The sequence below is a fragment of the Lysobacter daejeonensis GH1-9 genome (assembly GCF_000768355.1).
Lineage (GTDB): Bacteria > Pseudomonadota > Gammaproteobacteria > Xanthomonadales > Xanthomonadaceae > Aerolutibacter > Aerolutibacter daejeonensis.
Genome location: NZ_AVPU01000001.1, coordinates 223,786 through 242,263 on the forward strand (window position 1 = coordinate 223,786; position 18,478 = coordinate 242,263).

An 18,478-nucleotide genomic window follows, 5' to 3' on the forward strand; every position below is an offset into this window, starting at 1 on the left:
TTACGAATTGCGTTTTATTCCAAGGAGTTGCAAGTAATGTCTAACAAACTACTTGTACGCCGCGCCGCCGTCCTCGGCGCCGGTGTGATGGGCGCCCAGATCGCCGCCCACCTCACCAATGCCGGCGTCGACACGGTGCTTTTCGACCTGCCGGCGAAGGAGGGTGACCCCAACGGCGTGGTCACCAAGGCCATCGCCAACCTGGTCAAGCTGAGCCCTGCCCCGCTTGCCGACAAGGCCTTGGCCGAGCGCATCGTGCCTGCCAATTACGAGACCGGACTGGAACTGCTCAAGGGCTGCGACCTGATCATCGAGGCCATCGCCGAACGGATGGACTGGAAGCAGGACCTGTACAAGAAGATCGCGCCGTTCGTGCCAGCCCACACGGTGCTGGCGTCCAACACATCCGGCCTGGGCATCAACAAGCTGGCCGAGGTGCTGCCAGAGGAAATGCGCCACCGCTTCTGCGGGGTGCATTTCTTCAACCCGCCGCGCTACATGCACCTGGCCGAGCTGATCCCGGCGCGCACCACCGACGCGTCGGTGCTGGAGGGACTGGAGACGTTCCTGACCACCACGCTCGGCAAGGGTGTGGTGATCGCCAAGGACACCCCGAACTTCATCGGCAACCGCATCGGCGTGTTCTCCATGCTGGCGGCGATGCACCATACCGAGCAGCTGGGCCTGGGCTTCGACACGGTCGATGCTCTGACCGGCCCGGCCATCGGCCGCCCCAAGTCGGCCACGTATCGCACCGCGGACGTGGTCGGCCTCGACACCATGGCCCATGTCATCAAGACCATGGCCGACACCCTGCCCGAGGACCCGTGGCACGCCTACTTCAAGGCGCCCAAATGGCTGTTGGCGCTGATCGAGAAGGGCGCGTTGGGCCAGAAGACCGGCGCCGGCGTGTACACCAAGCGTGGCAAGGACATCCTGGTGCTGGACCTGCAGGCGCAGGACTACCGCGCCCAGGCCGGCGAGCTGGATGCCGAGGTTGCCGCCCTCCTCAAGGAGCGTGACCCGGCGAAGAAGTTCGCCGCGCTGCGCGCCAGCAGCCACCCGCAGGCCAAGTTCCTGTGGGCCTGCTTCCGCGACACCTTCCACTACAGCGCGTTCCACCTGGAGTCGATTGCCGACACGGCGCGCGACGTGGACTTCGCCATGCGTTGGGGCTACGGCTGGTCGATGGGCCCGTTCGAGAGCTGGCAGGCCGCCGGCTGGAAACAGGTCGCCGAGTGGATCGCCGAGGACATCGTCCAGGGCAACGCCATGAGCAACGCCCCGCTGCCCAACTGGGTGTTCGATGGCCGCGAGGGCGTGCATGGCACGGCCGGCAGCTACAGCCCGGGCCGCAACACGATGGTCGCGCGCTCGGCCAACCCGGTGTACCAGCGCCAGCGCTTCCCCGACCCGCTGCTTGGCGAGAAGTTCTCGCAGGGCGTCACGGTGTACGAGAACGATGGCGTGCGCATGTGGGCCGACGACGGCGACGACATCGCCGTGGTCAGCTTCAAGACCAAGATGCACACCGTTTCCGACGCCGTGCTGGACGGGCTGCAGCAGGCCGTCGCCATCGCCGAGCAGAAGTTCAAGGGCCTGGTGATCTGGCAGCCGAAGGAGCCGTTCTCGGCCGGTGCCGACCTGGCCGGCGCCCTGGGTGCGTTGCAGGCCGGCAAGATTGCCGAGTTCGAGGCGATGGTCGCCAACTTCCAGGCGACCAGCCAGCGCATCAAGTATGCGCAGGTGCCCGTGGTGGCCGCGGTGCGCGGCATGGCGCTGGGTGGCGGCTGCGAGTTCCAGATGCATTCGGCACGTACCGTGCTGGCGCTTGAGAGCTACATTGGGCTGGTCGAGGCCGGCGTCGGCCTGCTGCCGGCCGGTGGCGGCCTGAAGGAATTCGCCGTGCGTGCCTCCGAGAAGGCGGGCCCGAACGGTGACGTGTTCGCCGAGCTGAAGACTGCGTTCGAGAGCGTGGCCATGGGCAAGGTGTCTGCCTCGGCTTTTGAGGCCCGCAACCTCAAGCTGGCCCGCGACAGCGATGTGGTGGTGTTCAACGCCCATGAACTGCTGTACGTGGCCAAGCAGCAGGCTCGCGCGCTGGCCGAGTCCGGTTACCGCCCGCCCCTGCCCGCCCGCGCCATCCGCGTGGCCGGCGATGTCGGCATCGCCACCTTCAAGATGCTGCTGGTGAACATGCTGGAAGGTCGATTCATCTCCCCGCACGACTACGAGATCGCCACCCGCATCGCCACCGTGGTCTGCGGCGGCGAAGTGGATCGCGGCGCGGTCGTCGACGAGGAATGGCTGCTCAAGCTCGAGCGCGAGCACTTCGTGGCCCTGGCGCAGATGCCCAAGACCCAGGAGCGCATCGCCCACATGCTCAAGACCGGCAAGCCGCTGCGCAACTGAGCGACGACACAGGACACATAGACATGACCAAGCAAGTTCAAGACGCCTACATCGTCGCCGCCACCCGCACCCCCGTGGGCAAGGCCCCGCGTGGCGTGTTCCGCAACACCCGTCCGGACGAGATGCTCGCGCACGTGTTCAAGTCGGTGGTGGCCCAGGCCCCGGGCATCGACGTCAACCGCATCGACGACGCGATCATCGGCTGCGCCATGCCTGAGGGCGAGCAAGGCATGAACGTGGCGCGCATCGGCGCGCTGCTGGCCGGCCTCCCCAATACCGTAGCGGCGCAGACCGTCAACCGTTTCTGCTCCTCGGGCCTGCAGGCCGTGGCCATGGCCGCGGACCAGATCCGACTGGGTAACGCCGACCTGATGCTGGCGGGCGGCACCGAGTCGATGTCGATGGTGCCGATGATGGGCAACAAGGTCGCGCTCAGTCCGCAGGTGTTCGCCAACGACGAGAACGTGGCGATCGCCTATGGCATGGGCATCACCGCCGAGAAGGTGGCCGAGGAATGGAAGGTCTCGCGCGAAGACCAGGATGCCTTCGCCCTCGCCTCGCACCAGAAGGCCATTGCCGCCATCCAGGCTGGTGAGTTCGCGGCAGAGATCTCACCCTTTGAGGTCATCTCGCGCATCCCGGATCTGGCCGGCAATGCCATTCGGGTGAAGAAATCGCTGGTTGAACTGGACGAAGGCCCGCGTGCCGACTCGTCAATCGAAGGGCTGGCCAAGCTCAAGCCGGTGTTCCGCAACGGCATGTTTGGGGGCAGCGTAACTGCCGGCAACAGCTCGCAGATGTCCGATGGTGCGGGTGCGGTGCTGCTCGCCTCCGAGCAAGCCGTCAAGGACTACGGCCTGACCCCGCTGGCACGCTTCGTGAGTTTCTCCGTTGCCGGCGTGCGCCCGGAAGTGATGGGCATCGGCCCTATCGCGGCGATTCCGAAGGCACTGAAGCAGGCGGGCCTGACTCAGGATCAGCTTGACTGGATCGAGCTCAATGAGGCCTTCGCCGCGCAGGCGCTGGCGGTGATCCGCGATTGCGGGCTGGATCCGGCCAAGGTCAACCCGCTGGGCGGCGCCATCGCCCTGGGCCACCCGCTGGGCGCCACCGGCGCGGTCCGCACCGCGACCATCGTTCACGGCCTGCGCCGTCGCCAGCAGAAGTACGGCATGGTGACGATGTGCATCGGCACCGGAATGGGAGCGGCCGGGATTTTCGAGTCGCTGTAACGACGCCTTCAGCACCTCTCGCACGACGGCGCCCATATGGCGCCGTCGTCGTTTCAAGCCAGGTGTCGTCGCTCGCTCCAGTCTTTCCAGGCGTCCCGCGACTCGGCCCACCAGTAACTCAGCTGAGCCCCAACGAAACCTGCCGGCTTCAGCGCTGAAACCAATCCATAGGCCGCGAACTCCCGCCAGCGCGGATCGCCTTCGGCAATGGCTGATGCGACGACCTCTCCTGCGAAGGTCGTGGGAGCCACGCCATGGCCGCCAAACGCTTGGGCCAGCCAAAGCCCCGGAGCAATTTCTCCGATCTGCGGCATCTGGTGGCGCGCGTAGCTCATCAGTCCCGACCACGCGTAATCCACGCCCACGCCTTCCAGTCGCGGAAACACTTTGAGCAAGTCCCGCCGCAGCAAGCGCTCGACTGACGCGGCTGACCGATCAAGGACCGAGATCCGTCCGCCCCACAGCAGGCGCGTGTCGGGTAACGGGCGGTAGTAGTCGAAAGCAAACCGCGTGTCGTAGACCGCCGCTTCGGTTTGCAGTACCTCCTGCATCCGCGCGCCCAGCGGTTGAGTCACCATCACATAGGTCGCAATCGGCAAGACAGCGGCGTCAACCCGTCGCACCAGGCCCGCCAGATACCCTCCGCAAGCCAGGACAACGTGGCGCGCAACGACGGACCCATTGGCCGTTTCGACGCGCCAACCTGCGCCCTCGGCCGTCAGCCTCACCGCCGGTGAGCCTTGGTGTATGCGCCCGCCGCTGCGCTCGATGGCTTCGGCCAGGCCAAGCGCATATTTCAGGGGATGGAAGTGGAAGGCCGAGGGCTCGAACAATCCGTCGTAATAACGCGTGGTCAGGATGCGGTTGCGCAAGTCCTTCTGCGCGATCCAGTCCCATTTCACGCCGTAGGAGTCGGCCAGCAATTGCTGTCGGGAGCGAAGCACGGCCGGGTCGCGGAACCAGTTTGCCCAGATCACGCCTGCATCGCGGTAGTCGCACGGGATGGCATGGCGGGCGATACGGCCACGGATGGTCTCGACCGCCTGCAGCGTGCCGGAATACAGCGTACGCGCCCGGTCCGGCCCCAAGTCCCGCAACAGGGCATCCTCGCCGCGGGAAAACCCGCCGAATACGAACCCGCCATTGCGCCCCGACGCGCCATGCCCCACCTCGCGGGCTTCCAGCACCATGACGTCGCGCACGCCACGTTCCAGCAACCCCAAGGCCGCATTCAAGCCGGCAAATCCCCCGCCGATGACGCATACGTCCACCTCCTCGGCGCCCTTCAATGGTGCAAACCGTTCCGGATTCCTTTCGACGGTTGCGCTGTAATAGCTGACCGCTGGTCTGGACATGGCGCTTCCCAACGGATCAGATGGCTTCATTGTTCAAGGGTTGGCAAATGGAAATCCACTACGCGGATAAAGGGTATCGCAGGCGCAGTATCTGGGCACTGTTGGGTGTGGTGACCTTGTTGACAGTGCTCCTGTGGCAGCTCAGCGCCTGGCTGCAGGGCTTGGCACCCCAGCTTTCGAGCGCAGATCCCGATGCTGCGAGGCGGTGGCTGCGGGCATTGCTGGCCACCCTTGGCTTTGCGCTGTCGGTTCCTGCCGCGGCATTGGCGGTTTCCCTGCATCGGCTGGGGCGCGCATCACGCTTGCAAGGGCGGTTCCCGCCCCGAGAACTCAAAACATTGCGGGACGTGCGCGTTCTGCGGGATGCGCACGCCCTGCGCTGGGCGCGGCGTGTTGAAATTTCCAGCACCGCGGCCCTGCTACTTGCCGGCGCCCTCGTGGGTTGGGCGCTGTGGACCTTGTGGTACTTCCGCTGAGTCCTGGCTGCGCCTCGGTAGATTGAAATCGCTGCACCGCCTGATCACGGTCGGACGGTGCGCCCCGGAAAAGGAATCACGGTGGAGGCACCGCCAGTGATGTCGAAACTCGGCGCCATTGGCGTGAACTCCGGCACGGCTGCACGCAACAACTCGCCCAGTAGTGGATTGTCGTAGTCGCGGCTGGCATCCCGAAGGGCACTGAGGGCCTTGCGCACCTGCGCCACGGGGACCTCGCGCGGCTCCGCCAACAGGATCTTGGGGTGTGAGGTGGCGCGGTAGCGCTCGTCGGCGTGGAACAGTGTCTCGTGCAGCTTCTCGCCAGGACGCAGACCGGTGTACATGATGGCGACGTCCCGTCCGGGTTGCTTCCCCGCCAGGCGAATCATCTGCTCGGCCAGCACACGGATGGCCACCGGCTCGCCCATGTCCAAAGTGTAGATGGCTTCGTGATTGCCCATGGCCGACGCTTGCAGGATGAGTACGCAGGCCTCGGGGATGGTCATGAAGTACCGGGTGACATCGGGATCGGTGACGGTCACTGGCCCACCGCGGCGGATCTGCTCCCGGAACATCGGTACGACACTCCCCGCCGAATCGAGCACGTTGCCGAATCGCACGGTGACGCAGCGCGTCGGCTGCCCGTGTGTCAATGCAAGTGCGGTCATTTCCGCAAGTCGCTTGGTCGCCCCAAGGACATTGACCGGATCCACGGCCTTGTCGGTCGAGATGAGCACGAAGGTACCGGCACCGGCTTCGACACTGGCCGCGGCCACGGTTTCCGTAGTAAGGACGTTGTTGCGCACCCCCTCGCGCATCTGCCCTTCCAGCAACGGCACCTGCTTGTAGGCGGCCGCGTGGAACACGGTATCCGGCTTGGCGAGCGCCATGGCATGGCGCATCACCGCCGGGTCACCACAATCGCCCAGGATGGGGATCAATTCGACATCGGGGAAATCGCGACGCAATGCGGCGTGGGCCGTGATCAGGGCCAACTCGTTGATCTCGACGAGGGCGAGCCGCCGCGAACCGTGGCGGACGCTCTGCCGGCACAATTCAGCGCCGATCGATCCGCCTGCTCCGGTGACCAGGACCGAACGTCCCCCGAGCCAATCGCGGATGGCACGCCAATCCGGCATGATCGGCTGGCGCCCCAGCAGGTCCTCGATGGCCACTTCCTTCAGTTGGCCGGGCAACGAGCGGCCTTCCAGCACGTCGTGCAGGTTGGGCACCATCCGGAAGGGCAAGCCGGTCTTTTCGCTGGCGGCGACGACACGCCGCACCGTTTCGGCATCCGCCGACGGAATTGCTATCACCAGCAGGCGCGCCGCAGTTTCACGGGCGATTCGCACCACTTCGTCTACGCGTCCAAGAACCGGAACGCCATGGACCAAGGTCCCCCGAAGGCGGGCTGCGTCGTCCAGGAAACCCACTGGCTGGTAGTGGCCGGAGCGCCGGAGGTCGCGAACCAGCGCCTCGCCCGCTTGCCCCGCCCCCAGGATCAAGGTGCGCACGGCATCTTGCCGGAGCGCGTGTTCGCTGTTGTGGTCCTTCCACGTCCGGAAGAGGACGCGGGGCGCGCCCAGCATGCCACTCAGGGCAAAGGGATAAAGCAGGAGAGCCGCACGCGAGAGGAGCTCGCCGCGGTTGTACAGGAATAGGCTGACACCGATGGCCACCAGGCCAAACAGCGACGCCTTCACGATGTTGATCAAGTCCGGGACGCTCGCAAAGCGCCACAACCCCCGGTAGAGACCAACCCGCCAGAAGACAAACCCCTGGGCCAGGAGAACCAAGCCGATCTCGGTCGACCACAGCGGCATCGACAAGGGCTGGGCCATCGTCGCATAGCGCAGACGATGCAGCCCCTGCCAGACCAACCAGACCATCGCCAGGTCATGCGTGGCTACCGCGAAACGCGGAGTCCATCCTGCCCATCTTTCACGCCATGCGCTCATGCGCTGTTCCTGCTCCCTACGACGGACTCACGCACCTGGGCCCAACGCTGAAGCTGCCACCACAGGACCGCGCCAAGGGTATACCACCCGGCCACGATGGCGGTGACGAAAAAATCTGATTGCGACCGCGTCAACACCGCAATCGCGCTGGCTAGCACGGTCCACCCCAGAAACCCCATCGTCACCCTCCCGTGGCCGACTTGGCGCGCTGCGGCCTGATAGGCATGCCGGACATGCGGCGTCCACCACTGCTCCCCGCGCAGGATGCGCCCGGCAAGTGTCAAAGTGGCGTCAATGAGAAAGGCTGAAATCGGCAAGGTCAGCAGCAGTGCGGACGAAGGCGCTGGCATCGCCTGGACAACAGCCCAGGCCGCCACTGCCAGTAGGCCTCCCAACGCGAAACCCAAGGCGCCACTTCCCACGTCCCCCATGAAGATCCGCGCCCGCGGGAAGTTGTACGGCACGAAAGCCCAGGTGGCAGACGCCGTGGCCAAGGCCAGCGCCCGCCAGGCGCCATCCAGCCCCAGCGACAGGAAGGCCGCAACCACTACCGCCTGGGTCGCGGCGATACCGTTGATACCGTCCATGAAGTTCCAGACGTTGGCCAGGACCAATGGCGCCAGGAAGGCGAGCAGGGTCAGCCCCGGGTGTGTCGTCGCAGACCAGAACGCCCAGGCAAACATGCCAGCGGCGATCACGTGCACCAGCAGTCGCCCCGCCGCCGGCAACGGACGGTGATCATCCGTCCAGCCGATGGCGGCAACGATCGCGAACCCCGCCAGGAAGGAGACCGTCAATGCGAAGGCGTCTCTGCCTTGGGTCCCTTGGTGCCCCCACAAAAAACCTGCCCCCACCCCGAGTACGGCGACCACGAGGGCGATGCCTCCACCGCGAGGTGTCGGTGCTTCATGGCTGCGGCGATCCCCGGGCTGGTCCAGCAATGCCCGGGTATGGGCATAGCGAATGGCCAAGGCCGTCCCCAACGTGCCGATCAACCATGCCACCAACACGGCATAGAGCACGGCTTACACCACCGCGTAATTGAGGAGGGGCTTTACCGTGCCCCACTCCTTGCAGCTTGGACACTGCCAGTGATGGCTGCGTGCACCAAAGCCGCAGCGGTTGCAGCGGTAGCTCGGATTGCGCACCAGCAACTGGTCGGTGATGTGCTTCAGGTCGCTCAGGGTAGCGGCCGGGTCCGCACCTTCTGCCAACGACAGATCGATCAGCGCCGCTTCACCCCTCACCGAAGGCCGGTCCTTCAACTGCTGCGCCAGGTAGGCACGGGCTGCCGGCACGCCATCGTCGGTTTCAACCATCCGGGTGAGTGCGAGCACGGGCGAAATACCACGGTAATGCTCGGTCATCTCCGCAAGGAACTTGCGCGCGCCGGAGGTATCCCCCACCCGCTCGTAGCTGGCCAGCAGGGCCGGCAGGATATCGGGGAGATAATCCGGGTCCACGCGCGCCGCACGCTCGAGGGCGCGAATGGCCCCTGCATCGTTGCCCGACTCATTCTCGATGCGGCCTTCGATCATGCCGGCGCGAACCGAATTCGCGTCGGCCTCGTACGCGCGCGCCACCGCGGCGCGTGCAGCGTCCAGATCGCCTGCTGTGCGGTGGCGTTCGGCAATCTCGCATTCGAATTGTGCGACCAGCTTGCCCATCGACTCGCCGGTGGCAGCCTCGTATTGGCGGGCGTTCTCGATGGCCTTGTCCCAGTCGCGCTCGGCCTGGTAGATGCCGATCAGGTGACGAAGCGCCAGCGGCGCTCGCGCGTCCAGTGCCGCCAGGTCGCCGAAGACGGTCTCCGCGCGGTCCAACAGGCCGGCGCGCATGTAGTCCTCACCAAGCGCGAGCAGGGCCTGGATCTTCTGCGCATCATTCAGACCGGGGCGCTGCGCCAATGCCTGGTGCAGCCGGATCGCACGGTCGACCTCCCCGCGACGTCGGAACAGATGGCCCAGCGCGACCTGCGTTTCGAAGGTGTCCTTGTCCAGTTCCGCGATGTGCAGGAACAAGTCGATCGCCTTGTCGGGCTGCTCGTTGAGGAGGTAGTTCAGGCCACGAAAATAAGTGGTGGAAAGCCGGCTGATCTGGGTGTTGCTATGGCGTTCGCCGCCACGGCGACCGATCACCCAACCACTGGCGGCGGCCAGGGGCAACAACAGGAAGAACCAGAACCACTCACTGATGAAGGCCATCGTCAGATCTCGGGGGATGGGGGAGCGGCGGTGGTGTTCGTCACCTGCGACAACCGACGTCGCAGCGGCACGACCACGCCGAAGGCGACCGCGAGGCCACCAGCCAGGACACCCAGCAGCAACGCCAGGATCAATGCGACCCCCAACGTGGTGGGTACCGAAATGAAGCCAAGGTCCACCAGCGCGGCCTGCCGATTCAATGCGCCCAGGGTCGCCCCGGCCAGCAGGCAGGCCAAGGCCACGAGTAATCGGATCAATCGCATGCCGGGCTCCGTGGCGTCGACGGTGGGGCTAGCTTAGCTGACCTTGCGGGCCGCGTTCAGCCAACCACAGCGCCTTTCCGCGCAGAAGCCTGTTCAGGCCTGCTCGTCGACCGGCGTGACATCGCTGACGCGTTCGCGCAGCTCCTTGCCGGGCTTGAAGTGCGGGACATGTTTGCCCGGCAGCGCAACCGACTCGCCCGTCTTCGGGTTGCGGCCCAGGCGCGGCGGGCGGTAATGCAGGGAAAAACTACCGAAGCCACGGATTTCGATCCGCTCTCCGGAGGACAGCGATCCGCCCATCATCTCCAGCAGGGCCTTCACCGCCAGATCCACGTCGTCACCCTTCAGGTGTGGCTGACGCTGCGACAGGATCTCGATCAGTTCGGACTTGGTCATGGAGTTCGCGGTGCTCGCAGGGTTGGTACGGACTACATGTGGAAGACGGCCCGACCGTGGCCGGGCCGTCTCCGTTACAGCTCAGGGCTGATTACTCGCCCTTGCCCAGCTGCTCGCGCAGCAGCGCGCCCAGCTTGGTGGTGCCGCTGGAAGCTTCGGAAGCCTGGCGGTTGTAATCGGCCAGTGCCTCGGCCTCTTCCGCGTGGTCCTTGGCCTTGATCGACAGCTGCATGGTGCGGCCCTTGCGATCGTTGCCAATGATCTTGGCTTCGATTTCCTGACCAACCTTCAGGTGCTGCGAGGCGTCGTCGATACGCTCGCGGGCGATGTCGCGGGCTGCGATGTAGCCCTCGATGCCGCCTTCCAGCTCGACGGTGGCGCCCTTGGCGTCAACTTCCTTCACCACGCCCTTGACGATCGAGCCCTTGGCGTTGGAAGCGACGAAGTGGCCCATCGGGTCCTGCTCCAGCTGCTTGATGCCCAGGCTGATGCGCTCGCGCTCCGGGTCAACGGCCAGCACCACGGCTTCCAGCGTGTCGCCCTTCTTGTAGTTGCGGACGACGTCTTCGCCAGTGGTGTTCCAGCTGATGTCCGACAGGTGCACCAGGCCGTCGATGCCACCGTCCAGGCCGATGAAGATGCCGAAGTCGGTGATCGACTTGATCTGGCCTTCCACCTTGTCGCCCTTCTTGTGCAGCACGGAGAAGGTTTCCCACGGGTTGCTGGTGACCTGCTTCATGCCCAGCGAGATGCGGCGACGCTCCTCGTCGACGTCCAGGACCATGACCTGAACCTCGTCGCCGACCTGCACGATCTTGGACGGGTTGACGTTCTTGTTGGTCCAGTCCATCTCGGACACGTGCACCAGGCCCTCGACGCCCGGCTCGATCTCGACGAACGCACCGTAATCGGTGACGTTGGAGACCTTGCCGAAGACGCGGGTGTTGGCCGGGTAGCGGCGGGCGATGTTGTCCCACGGATCCTCGCCCAGCTGCTTCAGGCCCAGGCTGACGCGGTTGCGCTCGCGGTCGTACTTCAGCACGCGGACGTCGAGCTCGGCGCCCACTTCAACGACTTCGGACGGATGACGCACGCGCTTCCACGCCATGTCGGTGATGTGCAGCAGGCCGTCGATGCCGCCCAGGTCGACGAACGCACCGTAGTCGGTGAGGTTCTTGACGACACCCTTGAGGATGGCGCCCTCGACCAGCTTCTCGAGCAGCTGCTCGCGCTCTTCCGAATGCTCGCTCTCGACCACCGCGCGGCGGGAGACGACGATGTTGTTGCGCTTGCGGTCCAGCTTGATGAGCTTGAACTCGAGTTCCTTGCCTTCCAGGTAGGTCGAGTCGCGCACCGGGCGCACGTCGACCAGCGAACCCGGCAGGAAGCCGCGGACATCCTTGATGTCGACGGTGAAGCCGCCCTTGACCTTGCCGCTGATGCGGCCGGTGATGGTCTCGTTCTTCTCGAGGGCTTCCTCGAGTTCGTCCCACACCATGGCGCGCTTGGCCTTCTCGCGCGACAGGACGGTTTCGCCAAAGCCGTTCTCGATGGAGTCAAGGGCAACCTTCACCTGGTCGCCGATGCCCACGTCGATTTCGCCGGCGTCGTTACGGAACTGCTCGATCGGCACGATGCCTTCGGACTTCAGGCCGGCGTTGATCACGACCACGTCGCCGCGGACGTCGACAACGGTACCGACGACGATGGCGCCCGGCTTCAGCTTGGTCAGGAATTGCTGACTCTGCTCGAACAGTTCTGCAAATGATTCGGTCATTGGAGTAATACTCGGTTGAACACACGGGCCGCACCGGTTGGCAGGCCATCGGAATTGATGGACAAGCAAGCCGTGGTCGACCCACCCATTGATGTGGTGCTATGCCGCCGCACCATGTGTTGGTTGGATTGATCCGTCCGCGGGATTGCGGATCGGGCCTTCTGCCGCGAAGGATTTCGCCTACTGACGAAAGTAGAAACGTCAGCGCGCCGGCACGATGGCCAGCACGCGTTGCACCACTTCGTCGATGCCTTGGCCGGTGGTGTCGATGTGGACGGCGTCATCGGCCGGCCGCAACGGGGCCACCGCGCGATTGGCATCGCGGGCGTCGCGGGCGAGGATCTCCCGCAGCAGACCATCAAATGTAACGGAAACCCCTTTATCCTTCAACTGCTTATAGCGTCGCTCCGCCCGTTCGTCGGCGCTGGCGGTCAGGAACACCTTGAAGGAGGCATCCGGGAAGATCACCGTGCCCATGTCCCGCCCGTCGGCCACCAGGCCGGGCGGCCGCCGGAATGCCCGCTGGCGGTCCTTCAGGGCCGCCCGCACCTCGGGAATGGCGGCAATGGCCGAGGCGGCGGCGCCTGCCGTCTCTGTCCGGAGCTCGTCGGTCGCGTCGACGCCGTTGACCACCACCCGCAGCTCGCGGGTCTCGGGGTCCTCGATGAACTCGATGGCCGTGTCGAAGGTGCAGCGCACCAGAGCGGAGGGGTCGGCGAGGTCGATGTCGCCCCAGCCGGCCGCCACGCCGACCGCCCGATAGAGGGCGCCGGAGTCCAGGTAGTGCCAGCCAAGCTTTTGGGCGACGAGCCGGCTGACGGTGCCCTTGCCGGAACCGGAGGGGCCATCAATGGTAAGTACAGGAATATTCGTCTCTGTCATGACGGAGATTATGCATCCCCCAGACAACGCTTTTCTCTCCGTCCGCGGCCGGATGGGTCGCAGGTGTCGGCGTGGAAGGGGTAGTGGAAAGCGGGCCATGGGTGGCCGGCGGCGGCGACTCGGCGCAGGATGCGCCGAAGGAGCCGAGTACCTACCCCCCTCCGCCCCGGCACCCTTCCCACCCACCCCAAAACCCAACCACTTGAACAATCAGGAAAACCCCAGCTAGAATAGCGGGCTGATTTATCCCACTCCCGTTTGCCGAGGTCTGTCATGAAGGTCCTGTCCTCCCTGAAGTCGGCGAAGGCCCGTCACCGCGACTGCAAGGTCGTTCGCCGCCGTGGCAAGGTCTTCGTGATCTGCAAGTCGAACCCGCGTTTCAAGGCGCGTCAGCGCTAAGAGCCGGGGAGCCCCCTGCCCGGCATGTCCGGAGCGGGTCGGCATCACGACTGGAAAGCCGCCGCGAGGCGGCTTTCTGCGTTATGGACCATGCACCCGGCCATCACCGGGGCTTGATAGCGTGATCGCCATACGCTGCCGCGTTGGTGGCGGCTGTGCGTACAATCGGCCATCCACATCGGCCCATCCACCAGGTAGGGAGTGCCACCATGAACACCCGCATCGCAGCCGCCTCGCTGTTCACCCTGCTGGGCCTGGCGGGCACCGCCGTCGCCCAGGACGCTCCCGCTGCCGAGGCGAGCGACCAGGCCATGCCTGTTACCGAGGTCACCAGCAACACACTCCTGATCGAGCGCGTCAGCGAGGAGAACAAGGCCTCGATGCCCGCACGCGGCATGAGCATGGCGCAGGTGGAAGCCAAGTACGGCGCACCCAGCGAAAAGCTGGAGCCGCGGGGCGGCCAGAAGCGCCAGTGGCCGACCATCAATCGCTGGACCTACCCCACCTTCGTCGTCTATTTCGAGAAGAGCAAGGTAATCGACGCCGTCACCGTGAAGGCCGATGCCACCGAGGTCGGCCCGAAGCCCCCCATCCGTTGAACCCCACACACGCCCGATGACCGACAACGCCCTGCGTTTCCCCGCGGAATGGGAACCCCAATCCGCCGTCCTGCTTGCCTGGCCCAACGCCGACACCGACTGGGCTGAACGCCTGGGGGACGTGGAGGAGACCTACATCGCGCTGGTGGCGGCCATTACCCGCTTCCAGCCAGCGCTGATCTGCGTGGCCGATGACGACGTCGAGGCCTATGCCCGCGCCCGGCTGGCATCCGCGCGCATCGACATGGGCCGCGTGACCTTCATCACCGCCCCTTACGACGACACCTGGCTTCGCGACTCCGGCCCGATTTCGCTCAAGCGCAACGGCGGTGGCTTTGAACTGCTGGACTTCCGTTTCACTGGCTGGGGCGGGAAGTACGAAGCCAACCAGGACGATGAACTGGTCGAACACCTGGACGATCAGGGAATCTTCGTCAACAGTACGCGGCAACGCATTGATTTTGCGCTGGAAGGTGGCGCAATAGAAACCGATGGCAATGGCACGCTGCTGACCACCTGGAAGTGCCTGAGCGAACGACACCCCGGGCACCCGCGCGAAGAGCTGACCGCCAAGCTGGCCGGCTGGCTGCACCAGGACCGCGTGTTGTGGTTGAACCACGGCTATCTGGAGGGCGACGACACCGACGCCCACATCGACACCCTCGCCCGCTTCGCCGCGGAAGACGCGATCGTGTACCAGGGCTGCAGTGACCCCAACGACGCGCATTACGCCGAACTGCAGGCAATGGCCCAGGAACTGGCGGCGTTGCGCATGCGCAATGGCGAGCCCTACCGCCTGTTCGAACTGCCGTGGGCCGAACCCATTCTGGATGACTGCCGCCGGCTGGCCGCCAGCTACGCCAACTTCCTGATCGTCAATGGCGCCGTGCTGATGCCGGCGTATGGCGACAAGGCCGATGCCGAAGCCGTGTCCGTGCTGCAGAAGGCCTTCCCTGATCGCGAGATCGTCGCCGTGCCGTGCCGTCCGCTGATCTGGCAGAACGGCAGCCTGCACTGCATCACCATGCAGCTGCCGGCGGGCCTGGCGGCCTGATCACGACGCTTGAGGGCGCGCCCCTCGCGCGCGCCTCTGACAAGTCATCGTCATCACCACCTGGACAGCCCGACGGACGCGTGCCGGCCGGGCCGCCCCACACCGTTCATCCCGACCCTGCACAATAGGCGACGCATCGCGGCGCCTGTTGCCCCGCCTCGGAGACCTTTGATGGCCAAGCCCTCCACCCTCCCCGTTGCCCTGATCCAGGACCGCGACCACGGCAGCCGCGAGGCCAACCTCGCCAATATCGAAGACCGCGTGGCCGAAGCCGCCAAGCGCGGCGCGAAGCTGGTGCTGCTGCAGGAGCTGCACAACGGCCCCTACTTCTGCCAACACGAGTCGGTGGACGAGTTCGACCTCGCCGAACCGATTCCGGGCCCGAGCACGGAGCAACTGGGCGCGCTGGCAAAGCAGCACAGGGTTGTTCTGGTCAGCTCGCTGTTCGAGAAGCGCGCCACCGGCCTGTACCACAACACGGCGGTGGTCTTTGACGCCGATGGATCCACGGCGGGCAAGTACCGCAAGATGCATATTCCCGACGATCCGGGCTTCTACGAGAAGTTCTATTTCACCCCGGGTGACCTGGGCTTCAATCCGATCGACACCTCCGTTGGCCGCTTGGGCGTCATGGTGTGCTGGGACCAGTGGTACCCGGAAGGCGCGCGCCTGATGGCGCTTGCCGGTGCGGAAATGCTGCTGTATCCGACCGCGATTGGCTGGGACCCGACCGATGCGCAGGCCGAGAAGGACCGCCAGCGCGGCGCGTGGGTACTGAGCCATCGCGGCCATGCCGTGGCCAACGGCCTGCCGGTGCTGTCCTGCAATCGCATCGGCCACGAACAGTCGCCAATGGACGCGGCCGGCATCGATTTCTGGGGCACCAGCCACGTGCTTGGCCCTCAGGGCGAAATCATCGCCGAAGCCAGCACCACCGACGCCGAGATCCTGATGGCCGAGGTCGACATGGGCCGCAGCGAACACGTGCGTCGGATCTGGCCGTTCCTGCGCGACCGCCGCATCGACGCCTATGGCGACCTGCTGAAGCGCTACCGTGATTGACGTGACCACCATGACAGACGCAGACACCGCGGCAGCGCCCGGCTGGCAGGGCCAGCCCCACGAAGTCGTGGAGCGCGACGGGGTGCGCTACACCCTGCTCGGCACGGCCCATGTGTCACAGGCCAGCGTCGAAGCGGTGCGCGACGCCGTGCAGAGCGGCGCGTTCGATGCAGTGGCAGTGGAGTTGGACCCGCAACGCCTGCAGGCGATGACCGACCCCGATGCGCTGGCAAAGATGGATCTGGTGCAGGTGATCCGCAACGGCAAGACGGCCCTGTTCGCCGCCAACCTGGCGTTGGCGGCCTACCAGCGGCGCCTGGCCGAACAGTTGGGCATCGAGCCCGGCGCAGAGCTCAAGCGCGCCGTGATGGAGGCACGCCAGCGGGAACTGCCCGTGCACCTGATCGATCGTGAAGTCGGGCTCACCTTCAAGCGCGCCGCAGACCGCCTCGGGTTCTGGCAGCGGGCCAAAATGGGCGGTGGCCTGCTGGCCGGCCTGTTCGTGGACGAGGAAGTGGCCGACCACGACATCGAGAAGCTGAAGCAGGGCGACATCCTCGCATCCAGCTTCAGCGAATTCGCCTCCGACAGCCCCGAGTTGTACGACACGGTGATCGCCGAGCGCGACCGTTACATGGCCGCGCGCCTGCGCGAGAGTCACGGCGACGCGCGCGAAGTGCTGGCGGTTGTCGGCGCCGGCCACCTGCAGGGCCTGGCCCACCACTTGCGCGAGGAGCCCCGTGGACCGCAGGCGGTACGCGAAGAACTCGAGGCGCTGCCGAAAAAGAGTGACACCCCCTGGTTCACGATCGCCCTGGCCGTGTTCGTGCTGGGCGGATTTGCCTGGGGCTTCTACCGCGGCGGCCTGGATGTGGGCTCGGACCTGCTCCTGCAGTGGGTGATCGCCACGGGCGCGCTGGGCGCCATCGGCTGCGCGGTGGCTGGCGGCCACCCGCTCAGCATCCTGGTGGCGTTTGTCGCATCCCCCATTACACCGCTGCATCCGGCGCTCGCCTCGGGCACGCTGAGCGCGCTGACAGAGGCGTGGCTGCGCAAGCCCACCTATGCCGATTTCATGGCGTTGCGCGACGACGTGCAGCACATCACGGGCTGGTGGAAGAACCGCGTCGCGCGGGTGTTGCTCAATTTCTTCCTGACCAGCCTCGGCACGGCCATTGGCGTTTGGACCGGTGGGCTGAAGATGCTGGGGACGCTTTTTGGCTGAGCAGGCGTGGGCGACACGGTAACGTCACCCTCCGTCCTCAAGGGGCGGCACCGGCAGTGGCAGTGCTCGGGGCGAATTCGTCCAACTGCCGGACGCGGACGCCGATCGATCGCGTCAGGTAATCGTCAAAAAACGGCTTGTGGCTCGCACCGACGATCACCAGCACGCGCTCGCCGGGGTGGCGGCTAACCACGCGCAGAATGTTGGACACCATTGCGAGATTACGCGCATCCCAGAGGTCGATGCGAGCCTGGCCTGCCCCCCGTGGCAAATCACGGTCGACGAACAGGCGCCACTCCTCGTCCAGTACCAGGCCGCTGTACTCGGCGCTGTTGAACCAGCGGTAAAGCGGCAGCAGGTCGCGACCGGCGACCGCCTGACGGGTGCGCTCCCCGGCCTCCTTGATGATGCGCGCCTCGGCCTTGAACGCCGCGTAGGCCTTGGACTGTCCAATCGCCGGGATCAGCGCCTCGAACACCGGACCATACACATCTTCCCCGGGATGGTCGTCCATGCCGAACAGGCGCGGCTGTCCTAACTGGTCGGCCAATCGTGCCCCGAGCAGTTCGTTCTCATTGGTTGACGTTTTCAGACGACCGATGCGATCACCGAGCACGCCCTTCGGCACGGTTGTCGACCACTGTCGGCCGTGCCGCCAAGCCAAGTAGTCCACCCAAGGCTTGTCCCAGGCGGCGGCTGCCAGACGGATGCATCGCAGGTTGGCGTCGGCCGTCGAGGGCAAGGCCTTCGCGCACTCGCTTGCCAATGCCTTGCGTGCCACCGCCGGGTCGACACCCAGCATGCGTTGGCTTTCCGCCACCAGTTCGTGGAAGCGGGCGCCCACGAACGCGTCGAGGGCCTCCGGGTGCAAGTCCGCCTGCTGCTGCATCGCCTCGATCGTGTGCGGCGGTAACGCCTCCACGACGACTGCCTGCGGAGCGAAGCCTGCGAGCGCGCCGACCACGGCGTCGACATGCGTAGCGGTCACCCCCTCCACCCCGCTCAGGTGGGGGGTTGCGAGCACCAGCACTTCCGCGGGACGGTGCATGCGCTGCTTCAGCGCCTGTATCGGCGAATCGGCGGCAGCCTTACCCGCAAAACACGCCCCCGACACCAAGGCCAGTACGATCAGCGAGGCGCCATGCTGCTTCCTCATCCTTGCCTCCTCCTTGGACGGTGGCCCG

At 65.7% G+C, this 18,478-nt stretch carries 17 protein-coding genes; 8 read left to right on the forward strand and 9 right to left on the reverse strand.

Annotation, left to right across the window (positions count from 1 at the left end; genetic code table 11):
• Positions 1-36: 36 nt before the first annotated feature.
• Together N800_RS01000 and N800_RS01005 are read left to right on the forward strand one after the other, a co-directional pair.
• Positions 37-2,412 (forward strand): 3-hydroxyacyl-CoA dehydrogenase/enoyl-CoA hydratase family protein, encoded by a 2,376-nt coding sequence (locus tag N800_RS01000; protein ID WP_036133695.1) that lies wholly within the window; start codon positions 37-39, stop codon positions 2,410-2,412.
• Positions 2,413-2,435: 23 nt separating this feature from the next.
• Complete coding sequence (locus N800_RS01005) at positions 2,436-3,644, forward strand: acetyl-CoA C-acyltransferase (protein WP_036133698.1); 1,209 nt, start codon at positions 2,436-2,438, stop codon at positions 3,642-3,644.
• A 53-nt stretch (positions 3,645-3,697) separates the two neighbouring features.
• Here the strand turns inward: N800_RS01005 and N800_RS01010 are convergent, their stop codons facing one another.
• Entirely contained in the window at positions 3,698-5,029 is a 1,332-nt protein-coding gene (locus N800_RS01010; protein ID WP_332257232.1) for an NAD(P)/FAD-dependent oxidoreductase, read from the reverse strand.
• On the opposite strand from N800_RS01010, the gene N800_RS01015 reads away from it, so the two are divergent.
• A complete protein-coding gene (locus N800_RS01015) occupies positions 5,020-5,475 on the forward strand; it encodes a hypothetical protein (RefSeq protein ID WP_036133704.1) in 456 nt (151 codons plus the stop codon). The genes N800_RS01010 and N800_RS01015 overlap by 10 nt on opposite strands.
• A gap of 44 nt (positions 5,476-5,519) precedes the next feature.
• Here the strand turns inward: N800_RS01015 and N800_RS01020 are convergent, their stop codons facing one another.
• The 7 genes from N800_RS01020 to cmk all read right to left on the reverse strand — a co-directional run bounded on the left by N800_RS01020 (position 5,520) and on the right by cmk (position 12,955).
• Entirely contained in the window at positions 5,520-7,433 is a 1,914-nt protein-coding gene (locus N800_RS01020; protein ID WP_036133707.1) for a polysaccharide biosynthesis protein, read from the reverse strand.
• Positions 7,430-8,455 (reverse strand): MraY family glycosyltransferase, encoded by a 1,026-nt coding sequence (locus tag N800_RS01025; RefSeq protein ID WP_036133711.1) that lies wholly within the window; start codon positions 8,453-8,455, stop codon positions 7,430-7,432. Before N800_RS01025 ends, N800_RS01020 begins: the two co-directional genes overlap by 4 nt.
• Positions 8,456-8,458: 3 nt before the next feature.
• Positions 8,459-9,637 (reverse strand): lipopolysaccharide assembly protein LapB, encoded by a 1,179-nt coding sequence (gene lapB / locus N800_RS01030; protein ID WP_036133714.1) that lies wholly within the window; start codon positions 9,635-9,637, stop codon positions 8,459-8,461.
• Positions 9,638-9,639: 2 nt separating this feature from the next.
• Positions 9,640-9,900 (reverse strand): hypothetical protein, encoded by a 261-nt coding sequence (locus N800_RS01035; RefSeq protein WP_036133716.1) that lies wholly within the window; start codon positions 9,898-9,900, stop codon positions 9,640-9,642.
• 93 nt (positions 9,901-9,993) lie between these two features.
• Complete coding sequence (locus N800_RS01040) at positions 9,994-10,296, reverse strand: integration host factor subunit beta (RefSeq protein ID WP_036133720.1); 303 nt, start codon at positions 10,294-10,296, stop codon at positions 9,994-9,996.
• Between the two features lie 91 nt (positions 10,297-10,387).
• On the reverse strand, positions 10,388-12,073 hold the full coding sequence (gene rpsA / locus N800_RS01045; RefSeq protein ID WP_036133723.1) for a 30S ribosomal protein S1: 1,686 nt from the start codon (positions 12,071-12,073) through the stop codon (positions 10,388-10,390).
• A gap of 201 nt (positions 12,074-12,274) precedes the next feature.
• On the reverse strand, positions 12,275-12,955 hold the full coding sequence (gene cmk / locus N800_RS01050) for a (d)CMP kinase (RefSeq protein ID WP_036133726.1): 681 nt from the start codon (positions 12,953-12,955) through the stop codon (positions 12,275-12,277).
• A 273-nt stretch (positions 12,956-13,228) separates the two neighbouring features.
• On the opposite strand from cmk, the gene ykgO reads away from it, so the two are divergent.
• From ykgO to N800_RS01075, 5 genes are all read left to right on the forward strand, one after another.
• The gene (gene ykgO / locus N800_RS01055; RefSeq protein ID WP_010342887.1) at positions 13,229-13,354 is read left to right on the forward strand and encodes a type B 50S ribosomal protein L36; all 126 of its coding nucleotides are present in this window, start codon (positions 13,229-13,231) and stop codon (positions 13,352-13,354) included.
• A 311-nt stretch (positions 13,355-13,665) separates the two neighbouring features.
• The gene (locus N800_RS01060; protein WP_052107790.1) at positions 13,666-13,953 is read left to right on the forward strand and encodes a hypothetical protein; all 288 of its coding nucleotides are present in this window, start codon (positions 13,666-13,668) and stop codon (positions 13,951-13,953) included.
• A gap of 16 nt (positions 13,954-13,969) precedes the next feature.
• Positions 13,970-15,007 (forward strand): agmatine deiminase family protein, encoded by a 1,038-nt coding sequence (locus N800_RS01065; RefSeq protein WP_036133731.1) that lies wholly within the window; start codon positions 13,970-13,972, stop codon positions 15,005-15,007.
• 171 nt (positions 15,008-15,178) lie between these two features.
• Complete coding sequence (locus N800_RS01070; RefSeq protein ID WP_036133735.1) at positions 15,179-16,069, forward strand: carbon-nitrogen hydrolase; 891 nt, start codon at positions 15,179-15,181, stop codon at positions 16,067-16,069.
• A gap of 10 nt (positions 16,070-16,079) precedes the next feature.
• Entirely contained in the window at positions 16,080-17,294 is a 1,215-nt protein-coding gene (locus N800_RS01075; RefSeq protein ID WP_036133899.1) for a TraB/GumN family protein, read from the forward strand.
• A 37-nt stretch (positions 17,295-17,331) separates the two neighbouring features.
• Here the strand turns inward: N800_RS01075 and N800_RS01080 are convergent, their stop codons facing one another.
• Positions 17,332-18,450: a DUF5694 domain-containing protein gene (locus N800_RS01080; protein WP_036133738.1), complete on the reverse strand. Its 1,119-nt coding sequence runs from the start codon at positions 18,448-18,450 to the stop codon at positions 17,332-17,334.
• Between the last annotated feature and the right edge of the window lie 28 nt (positions 18,451-18,478).

Excerpts from the sequence above, each read along its gene's own strand:
- N800_RS01000 (WP_036133695.1), top strand. The coding sequence starts at position 37 with ATGTCTAACAAACTACTTGTACGCCGCGCCGCCGTCCTCGGCGCCGGT.
- N800_RS01005 (WP_036133698.1), top strand. The coding sequence starts at position 2,436 with ATGACCAAGCAAGTTCAAGACGCCTACATCGTCGCCGCCACCCGCACC.
- N800_RS01015 (WP_036133704.1), top strand. The coding sequence starts at position 5,020 with ATGGCTTCATTGTTCAAGGGTTGGCAAATGGAAATCCACTACGCGGAT.
- N800_RS01010 (WP_332257232.1), bottom strand. The coding sequence starts at position 5,029 with ATGAAGCCATCTGATCCGTTGGGAAGCGCCATGTCCAGACCAGCGGTC.
- N800_RS01020 (WP_036133707.1), bottom strand. The coding sequence starts at position 7,433 with ATGAGCGCATGGCGTGAAAGATGGGCAGGATGGACTCCGCGTTTCGCG.
- lapB (WP_036133714.1), bottom strand. The coding sequence starts at position 9,637 with ATGGCCTTCATCAGTGAGTGGTTCTGGTTCTTCCTGTTGTTGCCCCTG.
- N800_RS01035 (WP_036133716.1), bottom strand. The coding sequence starts at position 9,900 with ATGCGATTGATCCGATTACTCGTGGCCTTGGCCTGCCTGCTGGCCGGG.
- N800_RS01040 (WP_036133720.1), bottom strand. The coding sequence starts at position 10,296 with ATGACCAAGTCCGAACTGATCGAGATCCTGTCGCAGCGTCAGCCACAC.
- rpsA (WP_036133723.1), bottom strand. The coding sequence starts at position 12,073 with ATGACCGAATCATTTGCAGAACTGTTCGAGCAGAGTCAGCAATTCCTG.
- cmk (WP_036133726.1), bottom strand. The coding sequence starts at position 12,955 with ATGACAGAGACGAATATTCCTGTACTTACCATTGATGGCCCCTCCGGT.
- ykgO (WP_010342887.1), top strand. The coding sequence starts at position 13,229 with ATGAAGGTCCTGTCCTCCCTGAAGTCGGCGAAGGCCCGTCACCGCGAC.
- N800_RS01060 (WP_052107790.1), top strand. The coding sequence starts at position 13,666 with ATGCCTGTTACCGAGGTCACCAGCAACACACTCCTGATCGAGCGCGTC.
- N800_RS01065 (WP_036133731.1), top strand. The coding sequence starts at position 13,970 with ATGACCGACAACGCCCTGCGTTTCCCCGCGGAATGGGAACCCCAATCC.
- N800_RS01070 (WP_036133735.1), top strand. The coding sequence starts at position 15,179 with ATGGCCAAGCCCTCCACCCTCCCCGTTGCCCTGATCCAGGACCGCGAC.
- N800_RS01075 (WP_036133899.1), top strand. The coding sequence starts at position 16,080 with ATGACAGACGCAGACACCGCGGCAGCGCCCGGCTGGCAGGGCCAGCCC.
- N800_RS01080 (WP_036133738.1), bottom strand. The coding sequence starts at position 18,450 with ATGAGGAAGCAGCATGGCGCCTCGCTGATCGTACTGGCCTTGGTGTCG.